Source organism: Stenotrophomonas sp. PE591 (genome assembly GCF_018320795.1).
Classification (GTDB): domain Bacteria; phylum Pseudomonadota; class Gammaproteobacteria; order Xanthomonadales; family Xanthomonadaceae; genus Stenotrophomonas; species Stenotrophomonas maltophilia.
The window spans coordinates 128,761-148,389 of sequence record NZ_JAAOKO010000011.1; the positions used below are offsets into that span (position 1 = coordinate 128,761).

23 protein-coding genes and 2 tRNA genes are annotated in these 19,629 nt (G+C 66.8%); 17 read left to right on the forward strand and 8 right to left on the reverse strand.

The features are described 5' to 3' along the window. Window positions 1–2 precede the first annotated feature (2 nt). The 4 genes from JLDANKMP_RS20195 (at window position 3) to JLDANKMP_RS20210 (ending at window position 3,221) form a co-directional block, all read left to right on the forward strand. On the forward strand, window positions 3–590 hold the full coding sequence (locus JLDANKMP_RS20195) for an aminodeoxychorismate/anthranilate synthase component II (protein WP_012481439.1): 588 nt from the start codon (window positions 3–5) through the stop codon (window positions 588–590). Between the two features lie 16 nt (window positions 591–606). Beyond that, on the forward strand, window positions 607–1,638 hold the full coding sequence (trpD, locus tag JLDANKMP_RS20200) for an anthranilate phosphoribosyltransferase (protein ID WP_005414696.1): 1,032 nt from the start codon (window positions 607–609) through the stop codon (window positions 1,636–1,638). A 75-nt stretch (window positions 1,639–1,713) separates the two neighbouring features. Further along, window positions 1,714–2,508, forward strand: a complete 795-nt coding sequence (gene trpC, locus JLDANKMP_RS20205) for an indole-3-glycerol phosphate synthase TrpC (protein WP_049432395.1) — start codon at window positions 1,714–1,716, stop codon at window positions 2,506–2,508. Then, window positions 2,505–3,221 carry a haloacid dehalogenase-like hydrolase gene (locus tag JLDANKMP_RS20210; RefSeq protein ID WP_005411318.1) on the forward strand — a complete coding sequence of 239 codons (717 nt, stop codon included), beginning with the start codon at window positions 2,505–2,507 and terminating at the stop codon, window positions 3,219–3,221. The genes trpC and JLDANKMP_RS20210 overlap by 4 nt, the downstream gene beginning before the upstream one ends. Before the next feature lie 169 nt (window positions 3,222–3,390). Here JLDANKMP_RS20210 and JLDANKMP_RS20215 read toward each other — a convergent pair whose 3' ends face one another. Together JLDANKMP_RS20215 and crp are read right to left on the reverse strand one after the other, a co-directional pair. Then, complete coding sequence (locus JLDANKMP_RS20215) at window positions 3,391–4,152, reverse strand: sulfite exporter TauE/SafE family protein (protein WP_049451136.1); 762 nt, start codon at window positions 4,150–4,152, stop codon at window positions 3,391–3,393. A gap of 62 nt (window positions 4,153–4,214) precedes the next feature. Further along, the gene (crp, locus tag JLDANKMP_RS20220) at window positions 4,215–4,904 is read right to left on the reverse strand and encodes a cAMP-activated global transcriptional regulator CRP (RefSeq protein ID WP_212561960.1); all 690 of its coding nucleotides are present in this window, start codon (window positions 4,902–4,904) and stop codon (window positions 4,215–4,217) included. Between the two features lie 149 nt (window positions 4,905–5,053). Between crp and speD the strand changes: the two genes are divergently transcribed. Together speD and sugE are read left to right on the forward strand one after the other, a co-directional pair. After that, a complete protein-coding gene (speD, locus tag JLDANKMP_RS20225) occupies window positions 5,054–5,848 on the forward strand; it encodes an adenosylmethionine decarboxylase (RefSeq protein WP_005411315.1) in 795 nt (264 codons plus the stop codon). A 169-nt stretch (window positions 5,849–6,017) separates the two neighbouring features. Further along, a complete protein-coding gene (gene sugE, locus JLDANKMP_RS20230) occupies window positions 6,018–6,338 on the forward strand; it encodes a quaternary ammonium compound efflux SMR transporter SugE (RefSeq protein ID WP_005411314.1) in 321 nt (106 codons plus the stop codon). Between the two features lie 84 nt (window positions 6,339–6,422). Here the strand turns inward: sugE and coq7 are convergent, their stop codons facing one another. Next, window positions 6,423–7,067 carry a 2-polyprenyl-3-methyl-6-methoxy-1,4-benzoquinone monooxygenase gene (gene coq7, locus JLDANKMP_RS20235; RefSeq protein ID WP_005411313.1) on the reverse strand — a complete coding sequence of 215 codons (645 nt, stop codon included), beginning with the start codon at window positions 7,065–7,067 and terminating at the stop codon, window positions 6,423–6,425. A gap of 198 nt (window positions 7,068–7,265) precedes the next feature. Here coq7 and rplM point away from each other — a divergent pair, with 198 nt between their 5' ends. Together rplM and rpsI are read left to right on the forward strand one after the other, a co-directional pair. Beyond that, window positions 7,266–7,694, forward strand: a complete 429-nt coding sequence (gene rplM / locus JLDANKMP_RS20240; RefSeq protein WP_005414692.1) for a 50S ribosomal protein L13 — start codon at window positions 7,266–7,268, stop codon at window positions 7,692–7,694. Between the two features lie 2 nt (window positions 7,695–7,696). Continuing rightward, entirely contained in the window at window positions 7,697–8,089 is a 393-nt protein-coding gene (gene rpsI / locus JLDANKMP_RS20245) for a 30S ribosomal protein S9 (RefSeq protein WP_005411311.1), read from the forward strand. 322 nt (window positions 8,090–8,411) lie between these two features. On the opposite strand, the gene JLDANKMP_RS20250 is transcribed toward rpsI, so the two are convergent. Together JLDANKMP_RS20250 and JLDANKMP_RS20255 are read right to left on the reverse strand one after the other, a co-directional pair. Beyond that, a tRNA-Gln gene (locus tag JLDANKMP_RS20250) sits at window positions 8,412–8,486 on the reverse strand. Between the two features lie 55 nt (window positions 8,487–8,541). Continuing rightward, window positions 8,542–8,618, reverse strand: a tRNA-Met gene (locus tag JLDANKMP_RS20255). A 121-nt stretch (window positions 8,619–8,739) separates the two neighbouring features. Here JLDANKMP_RS20255 and JLDANKMP_RS20260 point away from each other — a divergent pair. From JLDANKMP_RS20260 to bfr, 3 genes are all read left to right on the forward strand, one after another. After that, window positions 8,740–9,360: an RNA pyrophosphohydrolase gene (locus JLDANKMP_RS20260; protein WP_005411310.1), complete on the forward strand. Its 621-nt coding sequence runs from the start codon at window positions 8,740–8,742 to the stop codon at window positions 9,358–9,360. A 108-nt stretch (window positions 9,361–9,468) separates the two neighbouring features. After that, window positions 9,469–9,678: a bacterioferritin-associated ferredoxin gene (locus tag JLDANKMP_RS20265; protein WP_005411309.1), complete on the forward strand. Its 210-nt coding sequence runs from the start codon at window positions 9,469–9,471 to the stop codon at window positions 9,676–9,678. A gap of 142 nt (window positions 9,679–9,820) precedes the next feature. Next, window positions 9,821–10,291 (forward strand): bacterioferritin, encoded by a 471-nt coding sequence (gene bfr, locus JLDANKMP_RS20270; protein WP_005414691.1) that lies wholly within the window; start codon window positions 9,821–9,823, stop codon window positions 10,289–10,291. A 1-nt stretch (window position 10,292) separates the two neighbouring features. Here the strand turns inward: bfr and JLDANKMP_RS20275 are convergent, their stop codons facing one another. Genes JLDANKMP_RS20275 through JLDANKMP_RS20285 form a run of 3 tightly spaced genes read right to left on the reverse strand, consistent with a single transcriptional unit; the run spans window position 10,293 to window position 15,077 of the window. Continuing rightward, window positions 10,293–12,527: an ATP-binding protein gene (locus tag JLDANKMP_RS20275; protein ID WP_212561961.1), complete on the reverse strand. Its 2,235-nt coding sequence runs from the start codon at window positions 12,525–12,527 to the stop codon at window positions 10,293–10,295. Between the two features lies 1 nt (window position 12,528). Continuing rightward, on the reverse strand, window positions 12,529–14,415 hold the full coding sequence (locus JLDANKMP_RS20280; RefSeq protein WP_005411306.1) for an EAL domain-containing protein: 1,887 nt from the start codon (window positions 14,413–14,415) through the stop codon (window positions 12,529–12,531). A 44-nt stretch (window positions 14,416–14,459) separates the two neighbouring features. Beyond that, window positions 14,460–15,077, reverse strand: coding sequence for a DUF4126 domain-containing protein (locus tag JLDANKMP_RS20285; protein WP_005411305.1), 618 nt, complete (start codon window positions 15,075–15,077; stop codon window positions 14,460–14,462). 179 nt (window positions 15,078–15,256) lie between these two features. Here JLDANKMP_RS20285 and JLDANKMP_RS20290 point away from each other — a divergent pair, with 179 nt between their 5' ends. The 6 genes from JLDANKMP_RS20290 to JLDANKMP_RS20315 form a co-directional block, all read left to right on the forward strand. Continuing rightward, the gene (locus JLDANKMP_RS20290) at window positions 15,257–16,000 is read left to right on the forward strand and encodes a DUF6776 family protein (RefSeq protein ID WP_005411304.1); all 744 of its coding nucleotides are present in this window, start codon (window positions 15,257–15,259) and stop codon (window positions 15,998–16,000) included. A gap of 4 nt (window positions 16,001–16,004) precedes the next feature. After that, window positions 16,005–16,469 carry a polymer-forming cytoskeletal protein gene (locus JLDANKMP_RS20295; protein ID WP_005411303.1) on the forward strand — a complete coding sequence of 155 codons (465 nt, stop codon included), beginning with the start codon at window positions 16,005–16,007 and terminating at the stop codon, window positions 16,467–16,469. A 31-nt stretch (window positions 16,470–16,500) separates the two neighbouring features. Next, entirely contained in the window at window positions 16,501–16,893 is a 393-nt protein-coding gene (gene erpA, locus JLDANKMP_RS20300; protein WP_005411302.1) for an iron-sulfur cluster insertion protein ErpA, read from the forward strand. Between the two features lie 119 nt (window positions 16,894–17,012). Next, the gene (nudC, locus tag JLDANKMP_RS20305; protein ID WP_212561962.1) at window positions 17,013–17,918 is read left to right on the forward strand and encodes an NAD(+) diphosphatase; all 906 of its coding nucleotides are present in this window, start codon (window positions 17,013–17,015) and stop codon (window positions 17,916–17,918) included. A gap of 134 nt (window positions 17,919–18,052) precedes the next feature. Continuing rightward, entirely contained in the window at window positions 18,053–18,940 is an 888-nt protein-coding gene (gene ampE, locus JLDANKMP_RS20310) for a regulatory signaling modulator protein AmpE (RefSeq protein WP_212561963.1), read from the forward strand. 454 nt (window positions 18,941–19,394) lie between these two features. Continuing rightward, window positions 19,395–19,629, forward strand: a 235-nt coding sequence (locus JLDANKMP_RS20315; protein ID WP_206620770.1) for a transposase, incomplete at its 3' end; no start/stop codon positions are given.

Below are 19,629 nucleotides of genomic sequence, written 5' to 3' on the forward strand. Positions count from 1 at the left end.
CCATGTTGTGGATGATCGACAACTACGACAGCTTCACCTACAACCTCGTGCAGTACCTGCAGACGCTGGGCGCCGAAGTGAAGGTGGTGCGCAACGATGCGATGAGCGTGGACGAGATCGCCGCGCAGAAGCCCGAGCGCATCGTCATCTCGCCCGGCCCGTGCACGCCCAACGAAGCGGGCGTGTCGCTGGAACTGATCGAGCGCCTGGGCCCGACCACGCCGATCCTCGGCGTGTGCCTGGGCCACCAGGGCATCGGCCAGGTCTACGGCGGCACGGTCATCCGTGCCGGCAACATCATGCACGGCAAGACCTCGCCGATCCGCCATGAAGGCAAGGGCGTGTTCGCTGGCCTGCCGGACCGCTACCAGGCCACCCGCTACCACTCGCTGGTGGTGGACAAGAACAGTCTGCCGGACTGCCTGGAAGTGACTGCCTGGACCGAGAACGACGACGGTTCGATCGAAGAGATCATGGGCCTGCGCCACCGCCAGTTCCCGGTGGAAGGCGTGCAGTTCCATCCCGAATCCATCCTCACCGAACACGGCCACGCCCTGCTGCGCAATTTCCTGCAGCGCCCGGCGGCCTGATCCAAGGAGCATTCCCATGAGCTTCTCCCCCCAGGAAGCCCTGCATCGCACCATCGAACACCGCGAAATCTTCTTCGACGAAATGGTCGACCTGATGCGGCAGATCATGCGCGGCGATGTCTCGCCGATGATGACCGCCGCCATCCTCACCGGGCTGCGCGTGAAGAAGGAGACCGTGGACGAAATCGCCGCGGCGGCCACCGTGATGCGTGAATTCGCCCGGCCAGTGCCGGTGGCCGATACCTCCAACCTGGTTGACATCGTTGGCACCGGTGGCGATGGCTCGCACACCTTCAACATCTCCACCTGCTCGATGTTCGTCGCTGCTGCTGCAGGCGCGCGCGTGGCCAAGCATGGCAACCGCAGCGTGTCGTCCAAGTCCGGCAGTGCCGATGCGCTGGAAGCGCTGGGCGCGGTGATCGAGCTGCAGCCTGACCAGGTGGCCGCGGCCATCGACCGGACCGGCATCGGCTTCATGTTCGCGCCGATCCATCACCCGTCGATGAAGGTCGTCGCGCCGGTACGCCGCGAGATGGGCGTGCGCACCATCTTCAACATCCTCGGCCCGCTGACCAACCCGGCCAGTGCACCGTCGGTACTGATGGGCGTGTTCCATCCCGATCTGGTCGGCATCCAGGCGCGCGTGCTGCGCGAACTGGGTACCGAGCGCGCGATGGTGGTCTGGGGCCGTGACAACATGGACGAGATCTCGCTGGGCGCCGGCACCCTGGTCGGCGAACTGCGCGACGGCAAGGTGCGCGAGTACGAGATCCACCCGGAAGACTTCGGCATCGCCATGTCGGCCAGCCGCAACCTGCGCGTGGACGGCCCGGAACAGTCCATCCAGATGCTGCGCGCCGTGCTCGACAACGAGCCGGGCCCGGCGCTGGACATCGTCGCGCTGAATGCCGGTGCCGCCCTGTACGTGGCCGGTGTGGCCAGTGACATCGGAGACGGCCTGGCCCGCGCCCGTGCCGCCATCGCCAACGGCAGCGCCCGCCAGCGCCTGCAGCAGTATGTGGAGACCACCCGCGCGCTGGTTGCCTGAGCGCGCGGTTCAGCCTGACCCTCTCGATGGCCGATAATGGCCGTCCTCACCGCCCCCCGCACCGACCCGAAGACGATGAGCGACATCCTGCAGACGATCCTGGCCCGCAAGGCCGAAGAAGTGGCCCAGCGCCGCGCCCAGCGCCCGCTCGAGGCGCTGCAGGCCGCCGTGGCCAGCGCCCCGCCGGTACGTGGCTTCGTGCGCGCGCTGCAGGCGGCGGTGGCCAATGGCGACCCGGCGGTGATTGCCGAGGTGAAGAAGGCCAGCCCCTCCAAGGGCGTGATCCGCCCGGATTTCCGCCCGGCCGACATCGCCGTCAGCTACGAGTTCGGTGGCGCCAGCTGCCTGTCGGTGCTGACCGACGTGGACTTCTTCCAGGGCGCCGACGCCTATCTGCAGCAGGCACGCGAAGCCTGCACGCTGCCGGTGCTGCGCAAGGATTTCGTCATCGACGCCTACCAGGTGTACGAGGCGCGCGTGCTGGGCGCCGACTGCATCCTGCTGATCGTCGCCGCGCTGGACGATACCCAGCTGGCCACGTTGTCCGAGCTGGCGCTGTCGCTGGGCATGGACGTGCTGGTGGAGGTGCATGACATCGACGAACTGGAGCGCGCGCTGCAGGTGCCGGCGCCGATGATCGGCATCAACAACCGCAACCTGCGCACCTTCGAGGTGTCGCTGCAGACCACGCTGGACATGCAGCAGGCGGTGCCGCGTGACCGCCTGCTGGTCACCGAGAGTGGCATCCTCGGCCCGCAGGACGTCGCGCTGATGCGCGATGCCGGCATCCATGCATTCCTGGTCGGCGAGGCCTTCATGCGCGTGGAAGAGCCGGGCGAGGGCCTGCGTCAGCTATTCTTCGCGGCATGACAACGCACTATCCGACGCCGCGCGACGATGCGCCGCTGGTGGTCTTCGATTTCGACCACACCCTCTACGACGGCGATTCGGGCACCCATCTGTTCGCCTCGCTGATCAAGCGCAACCCGCTGCGCATGCTGGCCGCGCTGCTGGTCACGCCGATCGCCGGGCCGTTGGTGGCGATGCTGCCGACCCGCCGAACGGGTATTTCGGTCTACGTGTGGATCGGCAGCTTCGGCCTGCACCGTGCGCGCGATTTCAACAAGGTGATCGATGCCTACGTGCTGCGCAACGAGGCGCAGATGCGCGCCAAGCTGCTGCCGCAGGCGCTGGAGGTGTTCGCCGCGCACCGCGCCAAGGGCGACCGTGTAGTGGTCGCCACCGGCGCGCCGCCGGAACTGGCCCGCGCCATCCTGGCGTTCGTTGCCCACCAGGACGTGCCGGTGATCGGCACCGAGGTCGGCCCGCGACTGGGCGGCGTCGGCCCGACCCGCCACTGCCACAACGAAGAAAAGATGCGCATGCTGCGCGAGCGCGGCTACGGCAATATCGACATCGCCTACTCCGACAGCACCGCCGACCTGCCGTTGCTGCTGGCCGCCAAGGCGCCGGTGGTGGTGAACCCGAAGCGATCCAGGGTGGACTTCTTCCGCCGCGTGCTGCCGGCCGGCACCCGCATCCTCAACTGGGGCTGCGTGGACCGCGGCGGCGACAAGGCGTAACGCGCGGAATCCGCCGGGGATGGGATGACGGAGTGCCGGGCTGCGACCCGGTAGTGCCGGCCGCTGGCCGGCAACGTCATGATCTGCGGAAGGGCTTGCGGGGTTGCCGGCCAGCGGCCGGCACTACCGAATCCCGTGCAGCTGGCGCCGGGCCATGCCCGGCAAACGCTCAGCGCCCCAGCTGCCCGTACACCGCATGGCCGATCTGGAACAGGCTGATCCCCAGCACCAGCACGCCAACGGCCACCAGCACCCAGCGCTCCTTCACCCGCTTGACCAGGATCGCCGCCACCGGCGCGGCCATCATGCCGCCGATCAGCAGGCCGGCGACGATCTGCAGGTGCTGCACGCCCATCGACAACAGGAAGGTCGCTGACACGGTCAACGTGACCACGAACTCGGCCGCGTTGACCGTACCGATGGTGGTGCGCGCCTGGCCGCCACGGGCGAGCAGGGTGGACGTGGCGATCGGTCCCCAGCCGCCACCGCCGCTGGCGTCCAGCAGGCCCGCGAAGAAGCCCAGTACCGGTACCCGGCGGATCTCGCCCTTGGGCATCCAGCGCCCCGCGGCGCGCGCCAGGATGATGATCGCCAGCACCAGCAGGTACAGGTAGATCAGCGGCCGGATGATCTCGCCCGGGATCTGGGTGAGCACGTACGCGCCCAGGGCGCCGCCCACCGCACCGGGCAGGGCCAGCCGCAGGAACAGGCGTTTATCGACATTCCCGGCGGCGAGGTGCGACACGCCCGAGGCGCCGGTGGTGAACACTTCAGCGGTGTGGATGCTGGCGCTGACCTGCGCCGGTGGCAGGCCCATGCTCAGCATCACCGACGAGGACACCAGGCCGAAGGCCATGCCCAGTGCGCCGTCAACCAGCTGCGCGCCAAGGCCGATGAGGATGAACCACCAGAATTCGCTGCTCAGTTCCATGCACCGAGCCTAGCGCGCGAAGGAGTGCGGACCAAGGTCCGCACCCATCGGGTGCTCAACGGTCAACGGGTGCCGTACAGCACCACGGTCTTGCCGCGGGCATGCAGCAGGCCGTCGGTCTGCAGCTTCTTCAGCACGCGGCCGGCCATTTCGCGCGAGCAGCCGACCAGGCGCGCCAGTTCCTGGCGTGACACGCGCAGCTGGCTGCCCTGCGGATGGCTCATCGCTTCTGGTTCCTGCGCCAGATCGTGCAGTGTGCGCACGATCCGATCGGTAACATCCAGGAATGCCAGGCGACTGGCCTTGCGGCTGGTATCGAGCAGGCGCTTGGAGATCTGCTGGCCCAGCGCATACAGCAGGCGCGGGGCGTCGGCCGACAGCGGGCCGAGGAACAGCTGGTGCAGGCGCTCGTAGCTGATTTCGGCCAGTTCGCAGGCGGTACGGGTCCGCAGGATCACCTCGCGGCGGTCCGATTCGACGAACAGGCCCATTTCGCCAACGAACTCGCCGGCACCGAAGTAGCCCAGCACAAGCTCTCGATCGTCATCTTCCTCGGCCATGATTGAAACCGAGCCGCTGACANCGTAATACAGGGTTCCCGCCGGGTCACCGGGTCGGAAGACGTCGGTACGGGTGGGATATCGCCGCCGGTGGCTGTGCGCCAGGAAACGATCGATGGTGGCGATATCCAAGGCCAGTGGACTGCTAGCTAGGCGCACGGTTGACACGATAGGGGCGCTCCCTCTGCGCATGAACGGATTCACGGGGTCGATAGCGGAGCTTAACCAGCGCAATTGTTAAGGGCAAACAGTGTGCCAGAACTCTTGCGTCTTCACGTTCCCCCCGGGGGCAGTTTGCCCCATAATTCCCCCTTTCCCTTCTTACACAGGAATCGACCGCCGTGGTCAAGCCGTTGCCTCGCCTGAGGCTGCAGGGTTTCAACAACCTCACCAAGGCGCTGAGCTTCAACATCTATGACGTGTGTTACGCGCGCACCGAAGAGGAGCGTCAGCGTTACATTGAATACATCGATGAAGAGTACAACGCCGACAGGCTGACTCAAATCTTGACCGATGTCGCCGAGATCATCGGTGCCAACATCCTGAACGTGGCCCGCCAGGACTACGACCCGCAGGGTGCCTCGGTGACCATCCTGATCTCCGAAGAGCCGGTGATCGACAAGAAGCTGGCCGGCAAGGAGCTGATTTCCGACGCCGTGGTCGCGCACATGGACAAGAGCCACATCACTGTCCACACCTACCCGGAAACCCATCCGCAGGAAGGTATCGCGACGTTCCGCGCGGACATCGACGTGGCCACCTGTGGCGTCATTTCCCCGCTGAAGGCCCTGAACTACCTGATCGAGAGCCTTGAGTCGGACATCGTGATCATGGACTACCGCGTCCGTGGCTTCACCCGCGATGTGAAGGGCAAGAAGCACTTCATCGACCACAAGATCAACTCGATCCAGAACTTCCTGGCCAAGAACATCAAGTCGCGTTACGAGATGTTCGACGTCAACGTCTACCAGGAAAACATCTTCCACACGAAGATGCACCTGAAGGACTTCGACCTGGACCAGTACCTGTTCGAGGAAAAGGCCAAGAACCTGTCGTTCAAGGAACGCATGAAGATCGAAGCGCTGCTCAAGCGCGAGATCGAAGAGCTGTTCCACGGCCGCAACCTGTCCGAGTAAGCCCCATGTGCGATGCCCGCAGGCATCGCCACCCAGGCGGGACGACCCGCCCCGTGGAACCAGTGCCCCCGCACGCGTTACAGTTCCACGGTGATGTACCGACCCACGGCCCGGTGTGAAAACACCGGGCCGTTTCGTTTTTTTCAAAAAAGGTAAGGAGCCCCCACCCATGCCCTGGATCTACCTGCTGCTGGCCGGCCTGTTCGAGATCGGTTTCGCCCTCGGAATGAAGTACTCCGAAGGCTTCAGCAAACCCCTGCCCACCGCTGCCACGGTGGTATCCGCGCTGATCAGCCTGTACCTGATGAGCCAGGCGATGAAGAGCATCCCGGTCGGCACGGCCTACGCGATCTGGACCGGTATCGGTGCCATGGGCGTGGCGGTGCTGGGCATCTACCTGTTCAACGACAGCGCATCGCCGGCCCGCCTGGCCTGCGTGGGCCTGATCGTGGCGGGTGTGATCGGCCTGAAGCTGGTCTCGCCGAACTGATTGATGGCCCGACCAACGGTCGGGCCCCACCGTCGGCCCCCCCGCACCTCCTGGTAGGCCCGCACCGTTGGTGCGGGCGACCCTTCAAATGCGGTAGGCGATGGTCTTCATCACCCTGGAGGCCAGTGCCATCACGCCCGGGATCGGGAACGGCAGGCGGCGAGCGCCGGCCTGCTCGGCGTGGTCCGCATGGCGGGCCTCGTCTTCCTTCATCACCGCGATGACCGCGCGGCTGCGCAGGTCGCCGGCCGGCAGGTCGACCAGGTGCTCGTCCAGGTGGGCCTCCACCTGGCGCTCGGTCTCGACCACGAAGCCCAGGTTCCAGCCGTCACCGCGCAGCCCGGCCAGGGTGCCGATGGTGTAGCTGCCGGCGTACCACAGCGGGTTGAACAGGCTCGGACGGCTGTCCAGTTCGGCCAGCCGGGTGGCGCACCAGGCCAGGTGGTCGGTTTCTTCCTGCGCCGCTTCCAGCAGGTGTTCCCGCGTGGCCGGGTCGCGCGCCACGGCGGCCTGGCCGAAGTACAGGCCCTGCGCGCAGACCTCGCCGACGTGGTTGATCCGCATCAGGCCTGCGGCATGACGCCGCTCGGCGCTGTCCATGCCGGGCTCGCCGGTGTCCGTGGCGGGGTAGGGGCGGGCCGCCGGCGGATTGCCGAACACTGTGTCCAGGGCGCGCTGCGCCTCGGTCAGCAGGTGGTCCAGCGGAGTGGTCTGGCGGAGCACGGTCATGGCAGTACGCGGTGGGGCGGAAGACCCCGCGATTCTCGCCCGGCCCCGCGCCCCTGCCAACCCGGCCCAGGGGACGGGTTGCGCTCCCGCGGCAGGATGAGTACAATCCCGCCTCTTACGCTTCACCTTTTCACAACGCGTGGCAGAGTTCCGGCGAGCCTTTCGCCGCAATGAGCCCGACCTAACCTAGAGTTCTTCATGAGCACTTTCACTGCCAAGAACGAGACCGTCCAGCGCGACTGGTACCTCGTCGACGCCGAGGGCAAGACCCTGGGCCGTCTCGCCACCGAGCTGGCCCGCCGTCTGCGTGGCAAGCACAAGCCGGTCTACACCCCGCACGTTGATACCGGCGACTACCTGGTCGTCATCAATGCAGAAAAGATTGCCGTCACCGGCAAGAAGCTGCAGGACAAGATGTATCACCGTTTCACCGGTTACATCGGCAACCTGAAGACCGAATCCCTGGCACAGGCGCTGGAGCGCCACCCGGAGCGCGTGATCGAGATCGCCGTCAAGGGCATGCTGCCGAAGGGCCCGCTGGGTCGCCAGATGTACCGCAAGCTCAAGGTCTACGCCGGCACTGAGCATCCGCACGCCGCACAGCAGCCGCAGGTTCTGGATATCTAATCATGGCTATCACTCAAAACTACGGCACTGGCCGCCGCAAGTCCTCCACCGCTCGCGTGTTCCTGCGCAAGGGTTCGGGCAACATCACCGTCAATGGCCGTCCGCTGGACGAGTTCTTCGGTCGTGAGACCGCGCGCATGATCGTGCGCCAGCCGCTCGAGCTGACCAAGAACACCGAAAGCTTCGACATCCTGGTCACCGCCGCTGGCGGCGGCACCACCGGCCAGGCCGGTGCGATCCGTCTGGGCATCGCCCGTGCTCTGGTCGAGTACGACGAAACCCTGAAGTCCGAGCTGCGCAAGGCTGGCTTCATGACCCGTGACGCCCGTGAAGTCGAGCGTAAGAAGGTCGGTCTGCACAAGGCTCGCCGCGCCACCCAGTTCTCCAAGCGCTGATTTACCGCGCCTGGTTGGGCTCCTTCGGGAGCCCGCTGGATGGAAAAGCAAAAGCCCGGCTTCGGCCGGGCTTTTGTCGTTCCGGGGTCATGGATTTCCTGGTTGCCGGCCAGCGGCCGGCACTACCCGTGGTCTCGCGTGCCGGGAGGGTGGGGTCAGGGTCTTTCCCTGCGGAAAAGGATCCGACCCCAGGGTTCTTTCTGGAGAAGAGCCCTCTTGTTGTTCAAGGGGGTGTGCCGACAGGCGCGGGGACAAGGTGGAATGCGCGACCAGATTAAAAGCAAAAGGCCAGATCTTTCGATCTGGCCTTTTGCTTTTAATTTGGCTGCCCCGGATGGATTCGAACCACCGAATGCCTGAGTCAGAGTCAGGTGCCTTACCGCTTGGCGACGGGGCAAAACGTGCAACTATTTTCTCACTTTTCACGCTGAAAAACAACTTGATTTTCAGTGTGGTGGCTATGGGTGGACTCGAACCACCGACCCCAGCATTATGAGTGCTGTGCTCTAACCGGCTGAGCTACATAGCCTTGGTGAGCCCGCTATTCTGCGGATGTGTACCGCCCCTGTCAACACTTTTGTGTCGTGCTTGTGGGCCGACAGAGGGCATGGGATAGTCCCGGCCAGTAGATTTTCTTAGGAGTCCGCATCGTGATCGATCCGGACGGCTATCGACCGAACGTCGGCATCGTGCTGATGCGGCAGGACGGCCAGGTGTTCTGGGCACGACGCGTGCGCCGGGACGGCTGGCAGTTCCCGCAGGGTGGCATGAACACCGACGAGACGCCTGTCGAGGCCATGTATCGTGAACTGCAGGAAGAGACCGGCCTGCTGCCCGAGCATGTGGAAGTGCTCGGGGCGACGCCCGGCTGGCTGCGCTACAAGCTGCCGGCGCGGGCCATCCGCCGCAATGAGCGGCAGGTCTGCATCGGCCAGAAGCAGGTCTGGTTCCTGCTGCGCCTGACCGGCGACGAATCCCACGTGAAGCTGGACCACACCGACTCGCCCGAGTTCGACCACTGGCGCTGGGTGGACTTCTGGTACCCGGTGGAGCATGTGGTGATGTTCAAGCGTGGCGTCTATGCGCGTGCGTTGCGACATCTTGCGCCGCTGGCTCGCGGGGTGGCCGGGCAGGGGGTTACCGCCATGCCCAAGAGCGCCGCCGAAGCCTGGATGCCTGGCCATACCGCCGGGCACGACCGCCCACGCAAGCGCCCTCGGACCCGCGGCTACTGGCCGAAGAAGGCCACGGGCGATGGCCCGGCCAGCTGACGGGCTGAACGGTATCGAGAATGGTTCAGGTCTCTGATTGACAACCATTCTCGTTTCCATTGGAATAGCCGACAGGCCGCTTCTGGCCTGCCAGCCCGGTTCACGCCTGTGTACGTCTGCATCTGCAACGGAGTCACCGACCACCAGATCCGCGAAGCCGCCAGCCATGGCGTCAGTACGGTGGCCGAACTGACCATGCGTACCGGCTGTGGCGCTACCTGCGGTTCCTGCCTGGACATGGCCGGCGATCTGCTGGCCAAGGCGCGTGCCACCCACGATCTGCCGCTGCCGGTATTGGGTCTGGCCCAGGTCGCCTGATCGTCTCTTGGCGGCGCGTTGACGGCGCGCTTTCGCATTCTTCACGTGCGGCCGCACCGGCCAATGCGCACGATTCGCGTTCCTTCACGACCGCAGGCAAGGCGTTAAAGTGCCTGCGTTTTCAGCGTGCAGGAGCATCCTCATGAAGGGCGACACCAAGGTCATCGAATTCCTCAACAAGGTCCTCTACAACGAGCTGACCGCGATCAACCAGTACTTCCTGCATGCCAAGATGCTGAAGAACTGGGGGATCAAGGAACTGGCCGAACACGAGTACAAGGAATCGATCGACGAGATGAAGCATGCCGACATGCTCGCCGACCGCATCCTGTTCCTCGAAGGCCTGCCGAACTTCCAGGCGCTGGGCAAGCTGCGCATTGGTGAGAATCCGACCGAGATCCTGCAGTGCGACCTGTCGCTGGAACGCGATGGCGTGGTCACCCTGCGCGAGGCCGTGGCGTATGCCGATTCGGTCGGCGACTACGTCAGCCGCCAGCTGTTCGTGAAAATCCTCGATTCGGAAGAAGAGCACATCGACTGGCTGGAAACCCAGCTCGACCTGATCGAGCGCATCGGCGAACCGAAGTACCTGCTGAGCAAGCTGGAAGAGTGAGTCAGCCGGCCTGGCCGGCGCGATGCTGTGCCAGGTAGCCCGTCAGCGCCACGCGCGCTCGGGCGAATTCCGCAACCAGCAGCGCCACCGCTACTGCGGGGCGCTGCAGGCTGCCGCTGCGGGCTTCGTGCTCGATGCGCTGCGCGACTGACGACAGCGACAGTGCGCCCACGTTCGCGCTGGATGACTTGAGGCTGTGCGCGACGGCCTGCAGGCGAGGCTCGTCGCCGTTCTGCGCGGCCTGCTGCAGCTGCTGCACCATTGCCGGCGCATCCTCCAGGAACACCGAGACGATCTGGATGGCGCTCTCCCCGATCACTGCATGCAGTTCGTCCAGCACGTCGCGGTCCAGCACCGGCTGCGGCTTGGAGCCGACTCGGCTGTCATCGTCCTGTAGAGCCGAGCCATGCCCGGCTGATGGAGCGCGACGGCTATCGGCCGTCAGCCGGGCATGGCTCGGCTCTATCGAAGGCCGTGCAGGTGATGCGGCTTTGCCGCCGCCCCAGCGCTGCAGCAGCGCATGCAGGGTGGCGCGTGCAATCGGCTTGGACAGATAGTCGTCCATGCCGGCCTGCAGGCAGCGCTCGCGGTCACCGGCCATGGCATTGGCGGTCATCGCGATGATCGGCAGGCGCGGGCGCCCGTTCTCCACTTCCTCGGCGCGCCAGCGGCGGGTGGCGGCATAGCCGTCCAGCACCGGCATCTGGCAATCGATCAGCACCACATCCACGTCGCCTTCGCGCAGGGCAAGCAACGCCTGTTCGCCATCGGCGGCGTTGCGCACTTCGCACTGGAACACGCGCAGCAGCTGCTCGGCCACCATGCGGTTGACCGTGTTGTCCTCCACCAGCAGCACGCGCAGGTGCAGCGGCGGCAGCGTGGGCGTGGGCTGGCCCTCTCTGGCGTTGGCCAGCAGCGCGGCAGGGCGCGCATGCGCAACCGGTGCAGCCAGCAGTGCATGCAGCCCAGCGTCGTCGAAATGCGAGGGTAGTTGCCGCTGGCGTGGGCGTGGCGGAGGGGCATCGTCCTGCAGCCACAGCACCTGCAGCCCGTCGTCTTCGCCACGTTCGGCCAACGCCTGTTGCAGCGTCGCTTCACCGATGCGGCGCGCACGTGCATCGACCAGCAGCCACGCCGGTGCCGGTTGCCCCGGCCTCGTCACCGCGCGCAGGCGCTCGACCACGGCATCGAACTGCGCCAGGGCGTGCACCAGCAGTCCATGATGGGCCGCGATGCGCTCGATGCGTGCCTGCAGGATGGCATCGCTACTGAACAGCAGCAGCGCGTCTGGCGTGCGCGCCATGGCCGGCAGGTCGCCGGACACCTTCAACAACGGGATCTCGAACCAGAACGTGGCGCCCTGGCCGGGCGTGGACTGCACGCCGATGCGCCCGTGCATCAGGTCGATGATGCGCTTGCAGATCGCCAGGCCCAGGCCGGTGCCACCGTAGATGCGGGTCGTTGAGGCATCGGCCTGGCTGAAGGACTGGAACAGGCGCGCCTGCAGTGCCTCGTCAATGCCGATGCCGGTGTCGATGATCTCGAAGCGCAGCTGGTGCTGGGCCGCGCCTTCGCCCAGCCGCTGCACGCGCAGCTGTACCTGGCCGCGCGCGGTGAACTTGATCGCGTTGGCCAGCAGGTTGCTCAACACCTGGCGCAGGCGTACCGGATCGCCACGCACCGGCAGGCGTACCGACGGGTCCAGCTGCAGCCCCAGCGACAGGCCCTTGGCGTCGGCGGCGCGCTGCATCAGCTGCACCACGCCATCGAGCAGGTCGCGCAGGTTGAAGCTGGTGATCTCCAGTTCCAGCGCCTGTGCTTCCAGCCGCGAGTAGTCGAGGATGTCGTCGACGATGCGCAGCAGCTGCTGCGAGCTGGCCGAGGCGGTGGCCAGCATCTGCCGCTGGTCCTCGCCCAGCGGGCCGCGTGCGATCAGCTCCAGCATCGGCAGGATGCCATTGAGCGGCGTACGGATCTCGTGGCTCATCGTGGCCAGGAACTCACCCTTGGCCAGCACCGCCGCCTCGGCGGCCTGCTTGGCCTGCAGCAGCTGCTGTTCCAGCTGCCCCTGTCGTTCGGTGGTGCGGCGCAGCTGGTCACGTTCGGCGGCCAGCAGGCTGCGCTCGCGTTGCAGCTGGGCCAGTGCCCGGTTGCGCGCGCGCAGCCGCAGGCCCAACAGCAGCGCGCTGATGGAGGCCGCAGCAAGGGCAACCAGCAGCGCGACCCACATCGGCACGTCAGAGCACCGCGTTGTGGAAGTCGAAGTTCAGATCGCTGCCGGCCGACTGCACCATGTTGCCCTGGATGTAGTCGACACCGCCCACCCACATCGCGGCGGCGGCCTGCGGATCTTCGATCTGCTGGCCGATGATCTGCTGCCCGGCGGCGTGCGCCCGCTCGATTGCCCGGCGCAGCTCTTCGCGCGTGGCCGGATTGGAATGGCTGCTGGAGAAGCGCGCGGCCATGCGCACGAACGACAACGGCAGCTGGGTCAGCAGCGCATCGGCTTCGCCCCCGGGTTCGAACTGGCTCAGGCAGAAGCGCACGCCGGCGCCGGCCATGCGCTGGCAGAACTGCTGTAGTGGCACGGTATGGATCAGCGCGTCGGGCAGGCGGACGTCGATCACCAGCGCGCTGCCGGGCAGGTCGCGCTGCTGCAGCGATTCCAGCAGCCAATCCGCGAACGCATCGCGTTGCAGGGTGCGCAGCGACTGCGAAACGAACAGGTTCAGTGGTTGCGTCGCGTGCCGGTAAAGGTCGAGAAGGCCCAGTGCATGGTCCATCACCTGCTGGTCGAGATCGGCGATGCGCCCGGCAGCCTCTGCGGCCGGAATCACCTGGCCTGCCGCCAGCAGCGTACCGTCGGCCTGGCGAAGGCGCAGCAGCAGCTGGTACTGCGCGGTGTTGCCGCCGGCGACGGCGACGATCGGCTGGTAGGCCAGCTCAAGCTGGCCTTCCAGCAGTGCCAGGTGTTCCTGCTCGCTGGTCACGTCGCGGTGCACGTGGCCGGCCACGCCGGCGCTGAGCAGCCGTGCCTGCAGGGTGGTGCGCTCGACTGCCTCCAGCGCGCTGTTGGCATCGTCGAAGCCCGGCGACAGCGGTGCATAGCCGACCACGCCCCGCAGATGCACCGATTCGTCATCGCGGATCACGAAGGCCCGCGCCGACAACTGCTCGCGCAGCGCAGCGGCAATGCCTTCCAGGCTGTCCTCGCTGACATTGCGCGCAAGCAGCAGGAAGCTGTTGTCGTTCAGGCGCGCCAGCAGGTGCGGGTGGCCGGCTTCTGCCAGGCGTTGCCCGGCCTGCACCATCAGGCGCTCGAAGGCGGCATAGCCATAGCGCTCGCGCAGGCCCAGTGCGCTGGATATCTCGACGAACAGCACGCCGCCCTGGTCGCGGTGGGCGAGCGCGGCGTTGAGCTGCTGCAGCACGTGATGCCGCGTCGGCAGCCCGGTTTCCGGATTGCTGGTGGCCGGGGTGCCGGATACGCCGGGCAGGGTTGCGGCCTGCGCCCGCGCGCGGCGGATGCGGTTGGCCACGGCGGCGATCAGGTGGCGCGGGCGGATCGGCTTGCTCAGGTAGTCGTCGGCGCCACTGTCGAGCACCTCGAACTGGCGTTCCGGGTCCGGGTCGCCGCTGAGGAACACGATGGGCAGCAGCTGCAGTCCGGGCTGCTGGCGGATCAGCGCGGTCAGGCGCATGCCGTCCAGGCCGGGCAGGTGCAGGTCCATCAGGATCAGGTCGGGGCGATGTTCCTTGATCGCCTGCAGCGCACCGTCGGCATCGCTGTGCACGATCGCCTGCATGCCGGCGCCATGCAGCACGCTCTGTGCGAACAGTGCCTGGGCGCGATCATCCTCGACGATCAGCACGCGGTAGGGCGAATCGGAGTGCAGCGGTGCCGGGTCATTGCCGCCGGCCTCGGCCAGCAGGGATGGGCCGGGCAGCGGCGGCGGTGCGCTGCCGATCGATGCGGGTGCGTCGGAGGCGGCCAGCGGCGGAACCGCTGCCGGCGCTGCGGCGACGGCGCTCGCCGGTTCAGCGGTCCAGCGTTGCCAATGATCGGCCGGAGGGGTTTCAGCGCGTCCCGGGCGGGCGCCCGCGGGGGATTCGTTTGCGGCCATCGGTGCTCCTGGTGTTCGCGTCCATTATGCGACAAGCCCGGCGATCAACCGGTGCCGGGCTGGCGTGGACTGTCGGGCGAAGCACTGCGTGCCAGCCAGCGCACGCCCTTCCACAGGGTGCGCCAGACCAGCCACACCAGCAGCGCACCCGCCAGGCTGCAGGCCAGCACCACGATCAGCGCGATCCACGGGTGTGCCAGGGCCAGGGCCAGGCCACCGACCACCACGGTGTCCTCGGCGGCGGAGGCCACCCAGTTGCTGGCAGGCTCGGGCGAGGTATTGAGCAGGGCGCGGGTGCCTGCCTTCAGGCCGTGGCTGGCCAGCGCGACACCTGCACCGGCAGCAAGTGCGCCGGTGCCCAGCTGCCCATCCGGCGACAGCGTGGCTGCGGCAAGGAAGGCACCTGCGGGTACACGTGCCAGGGTCTGCACCAGATCCCACGCCGAGTCGACGCCGGGAATCTTGTCGGCGAAGAATTCGGTCACCGCCAGCGCCGCCGAGGTGCCCAGCACCCACCACGATTCAGTGGCCTGCAGGGCCGGTGGCAGGTCGACCCAGCCGAGCAGGCCGGCCAGGCCGACACCGAACACGGTGAGGTAGACGCGGATGCCGGCCAGCCAGGCCAGCAGGATGCCGATCACGAACAGGTGGGCTTCGGTCATGGCGATGCTCCGGCGACGGAACTGTGCAGGGGACCACACTATCGACGATGGCATGCCTGAACGCCACAGACCGTGGCTCGCCACGGCGCAGGAAACCCACCCGTCCTGTCATACACTAGCCCGTCGTTTGCCACAGGGGCCGTACCGGTGTCGCCCTCGCGATGCCCCGGAATCCACCCATGACCAACCGTCCTCCCATGCGCGTGCAGGTCCGCCTGCCCGGCGCGCCGCAACCGCCGGCCGACCGCCGCCGCCTGCTGGTGATCGGCGGCATCTGGCTGCTCAGCCTGGTGCTGGCGGTGCTCGGCGGCTGCTGGATGGCCACCCCGCGCGATGCGCAGGGCCAGCGCCTGCAGGCCGCCGAGAAGCGTGCCGAGACGCTGCAGGCGCAGCTGACCGAACTGCGCCAGAAGCAGGCCACGCTGGAAGCCTCCGACCGCATCAGCCGCGCCGCCAATACCGAGGTGCAGTCCTCGCTGGCCGAGCGCGATGAGGAAATCGCCGGCCTGCGTGCCGACGTTGCCTTCTATGAGCGCCTGGTGGGTTCGACCAGTCAGCGCAAGGGCCTGAACACCCATTCGATCGAGTTCAGCCCGGAAGCGGCCGGCACCTGGCAGTACACCGCGGTGCTGACCCAGAACCTCAACCGCGGCGCCATCAGCCAGGGGCAGATGCGCTTCACCGTGGAAGGCGTCAAGAACGGCAAGCTGGCCACGATCAGCTGGGATGATCTGCACCAGCGCAGCAAGGTACCGGGACAGGATTACTCGTTCCGGTACTTCCAGCAGCTCACCGGCAGCGTGATGCTGCCGGCTGACTTCACCCCGCAACGCGTGCGGGTGACATTGGGGAGTGGTACGGGGGGTACCACCCAGGTATTCGACTGGAAACAGGCCGGTGCGCCGGCCAGCAAAGGGGAGTAGGCAGATGTTCGGAAGCAGCAAATCCAACCGTGAAGGCCAGCTGGTGGTGGATGCCCTGATCGGCAACCAGGTGGTGATCCGCGGTGATGTGGAATTCAGTGGTGGCCTGTACGTGGAAGGCCGCATCCATGGCAAGGTGATCGCCGCCGAAGGCGCCAGTGGTGCGACCCTGACGGTCGCCGAGCATGGCGTGATCGAGGGCGAGATCCGTGCCCAGGTGGTGGTCATCAGTGGCCGCCTGGACGGCGACGTGCACGCCAGCGAGAAAGTCGAACTGACCCCGAGTGCGCGGGTCAACGGCAACGTCCATTACCAGGTGGTGGAGATGAATGCGGGCGCCCAGCTGAACGGTCGCCTGATCCATGCCAGCGCCCCGATGGCGGCCCTGCCGGCCCCGGAAGCTGATGAGGCCACTGGCGGCAAGGGTGACACCGCCGCGCGCCGCAAGCTGGCCGAGGCGATGGCTTGAAAGCCATCGTCGGCACCCCCATGCTGACACCATGAGCACGCTAGTCTCCCTGCCCGGCGCCACCCCGGCCGCCGCGCCCGATTACCAGTCGCTGGAGCGCCCGCTGAACTTCACCGAGTCGGCGGCCGCCAAGGTCAAATCCCTGATCCAGGAAGAGGGCAACCCCGACCTGGCCCTGCGCGTGTACATCGAAGGTGGTGGCTGTTCGGGTTTCCAGTACGGGTTCGAGTTCGACGAGAACCGTGCCGAGGACGATCTGGCGGTACAGACCAGCGGGGTGACCCTGCTGGTCGACCCGTTGAGCCTGCAGTACCTGATGGGCGCCGAGGTGGACTACACCGAGAGCCTGACCGGTGCACAGTTCGTGATCCGCAACCCGAACGCAAAGACCACCTGCGGCTGCGGCAGCAGCTTCAGCATGTAGGCGGGGCGCGGGGCCTGCGTCCCGCGCGACAAGGTGTGTGGAGCAAGCTCCACACCCACAGACGGCTTCGGCAAAGCCCGCGGCTTGCCACCCGCATCGATTGGCGGCACGCTTGCAGGATGCCCAATACTCCTTCGCCGCTTTCCGGTTTCGCCTTCGTGGGCGAACCGCTGGAGCGCGCCGATGCCCTGCGCGAAGATGCCGATGCACTGGCGCGCCTGTGGCCGGGCGCGCACATTCTGGTGCTCGATCAGGACGGCAGCGCCTTCACCGGCGATGACGACCAGCCGCTGGCGCTGACCGGCGCCGACATCGGCGGCGGTCCCGGCTCCGCGATCTTCCTCGGCCTGCGCGGGGAACAAGCGTGGTTCTCGGTTGAAGCCGCCAGCGTCACCGTCACCGCACCACGTCGCCTCGACCTGCGCCAGGCCGCCCTGCTGTGGTCGGTGGCTGATGCGACCGCTTTCAGCTACGCACGTGGCATGTCCTACTGGCACTCGCGCACCCGTTTCTGCGGGGTATGCGGTGGTGCTGTGGCGTTTGCCCGTGGCGGCTTCGTGGGGCGTTGCGCGCAGTGTTCCACCGAGCACTATCCGCGTGTCGACCCCGCGGTGATCGTGGCGGTTGAAAACCAGGGCCGCCTGCTGCTCGGCCGCCAGTCGAACTGGGCGCCACGTCGCTACTCGGTGCTGGCCGGCTTCGTCGAACCGGGCGAGACCTTCGAGCAGACCGTGGTACGCGAAGTCCACGAGGAGAGCAAAGTGCGGGTGACGGCCTGCCAGTACCTCGGTTCGCAGCCCTGGCCATTCCCGGGTGCGCTGATGGTTGGCTTCCGCGCACAGGCGCAGGATGACCTGCCGACCGTGGACGGTGAGCTGGAAGAAGCGCGCTGGTTCAGTGCCGACGAGGTCGGCGCGGCACTGGCGCGCGATGTGGAGGACGATGGCCAGGGCATCCGCCTGTCGCCGCCGATCTCGATTTCGCGCGGCCTGATCGAGCACTGGTACCGGCAGCAGAAGGGCTGAGGCGTGCCGGCTGGGGTGATTGCATTGCCGCCACCTGAACACGGCACGGGTTACAGTCCGGTTCACCGCTGAGGGCGCCGCTGCGACAGGTAAGGTAGCGGCGCCGAGCGTTCTGTTTCGTAGGGAGACCTGCCATGTTCACCACTCTGGCCGCCGTGCTGGTGGCACTGGCCCTGGGCCATGTTGCTCCGGCCGCTGCTGCCTCGCTGCGCCGTTTCGACGGTTTCCGGCGTTGGCTGGGCTGGCTGGATGCGCGTGGTGGCAAGGCCTGGCAGGGACCGGCCGGCGTTGCCTTGGCCCTGCTGCCGCCGCTGTTGCTGATGGCGCTGCTGGCGTGGCTGTTGCGCGGAGTGCTGTTCGGCCTGCCGTCGCTGCTGCTGGGCGTGGCGGTGCTGGCCTGGTGCTGGGGCCCGCGTGACCTGGACCGCGATATCGAGGCCATCATCGATGCCGATGATGCGGCGACGCGGCAGGCTGCAGTGCGCAACCTGCAGTCGGCCGGCGGCAGCCTGCGCGAGGACATTCCGTCGCTGGTCGAGGCGACGGTGCTCAACGCACTGCGGCGCTGGTTCGCGGTGCTGTTCTGGTTCCTGTTGCTGGGCCCGGCTGGCGCGCTCGGTTACCGGCTGCTGGCGCTGATGGCGGAAAGCCCGATGCGTGCCCGCGTGCCGGTCGAGCCGCTGGCGCTGGCGCAGCGGCTGCTGGGCTGGATCGAGTGGCCGGTGGCACAGCTGATGGCGTTCTCGATGGCGCTGGTGGGCAACTTCGATACGGCGTGGAAGGCGTGGCGCCAGGCCCATGGCGAGCGCCTGACCGGCAACACCGGGTTCCTGGGTGCGGTGGCGCGGGCCAGCGTCAACGCCGAACTGCGCGAGGAAGCGCACGACTACACCGAGGCGGGGCTGTTGCCGGTGTGGCAGCGGTTGCCGGACCTGCGTGATGCGATGAGCCTGGTGTGGCGGATGCTGCTGCTGTGGCTGGCGATCCTCGCCCTGCTGGTGATTGCAGGCTGGGTGACGTAGGTGTTTTGGCAGGGCTTGCAGCCCTGCACCTGCAGAGGCCAAAGCCAAAGCCAAAGCCAAAGCCAAAGCGGCTCTGGGTTGCTGAGGGTTGGGCGGGGCGGTGTGGGGCTGCAGGACACGCCGTAAACCCGTCCCTGGGGGCTCGATGGCGCCATCCATGGCGCCAACGGTCCTGCGGCCCCACACCGCCCCACCCCCGACAGTTTCCCGGTGACGGTGGGTCAACTGCGACTGCCGGTGGGTGTCGACCTTGGTCGACACGGTAGATCCACGCCATGCGTGGATGCAGAGCGAAGCGATCCGCTTCCGCTTTTGATCTTCTCTTTCTTTTCCGTGGTGGACGCGCACGGAAACTGTCCGTGGCCGGGCGGGATGGGTTTGCGGGGGTGTCTGATCTGGCCCCCCGTCAGCGGACGCCAAGAAGCGATACTTTGATCGCACTTGGAGGTCCCTTATGTCCCGTATCACCCGTCGTAGCTACACCGATGAGTTCAAGCACCAAGCCGTCGAGTTGGCCGAGTCGCTCGGGCCTGCCGCAGCGGCCCGTCAGTTGGAGATGTCGGTCAAGACGCTGGCAAACTGGCTTGACGCGGTCCGTGCTGGCCGGTCGTTGACCTCTGAGGCTCGCAGGCCAGCCACCGACCTGGAAAGCGAGATCAGCCGCCTTCGGGCCGAGAACGCCAATCTTA